The organism is Roseivirga sp. UBA1976 (assembly GCF_002336325.1).
In the GTDB taxonomy this organism is placed as follows: Bacteria; Bacteroidota; Bacteroidia; order Cytophagales; family Cyclobacteriaceae; genus Roseivirga; species Roseivirga thermotolerans.
Window position 1 is genome coordinate 15,451 of the sequence record NZ_DDDQ01000080.1, and the last position, 408, is coordinate 15,858.

The 408-nt window shown below is 44.4% G+C and carries 1 protein-coding gene; it reads left to right on the plus strand.

Annotated elements, in window-relative coordinates; genetic code table 11:
- Positions 1–200: 200 nt before the first annotated feature.
- Positions 201–383 carry a hypothetical protein gene (locus tag B3763_RS08010; RefSeq protein WP_286745516.1) on the plus strand — a complete coding sequence of 61 codons (183 nt, stop codon included), beginning with the start codon at positions 201–203 and terminating at the stop codon, positions 381–383.
- Positions 384–408: the final 25 nt, after the last annotated feature.

Sequence of the window (408 nt, forward strand, 5' to 3'; positions counted from 1 at the left end):
GATTAGCCCACGGTTTTCCGATTAACCGATAACCTACTCAGGTGCAAGTCTTGTGAGATGCTGAAACGAGTTCAGCATGACGTGTTATGGTTGCTTTTGCGGTAGCCGTTACTATGAGAAACATACTAATAACCTGTTTTCTGTTTTTCCGATTAACCGATTATCAACGAACAACCTACCCAGGTGCAAGGCTGTGGGAGATGCTGAAACGAGTTCAGCATGACGTGGGTATGGTTGCTTTTGCGGTACACATAACTGTGAATGATGAACTGGGAGCCCGTTTTCCGTTTTCTGATTACCTGATAACTAATCAATTAATCCTTATAGACGAATCAACCAATTCACCTCTTAGGCCTCTCCACTACGGTCGAGGAGGAAAGTAGGATGGCTAAGATTAGCCCACGGTTT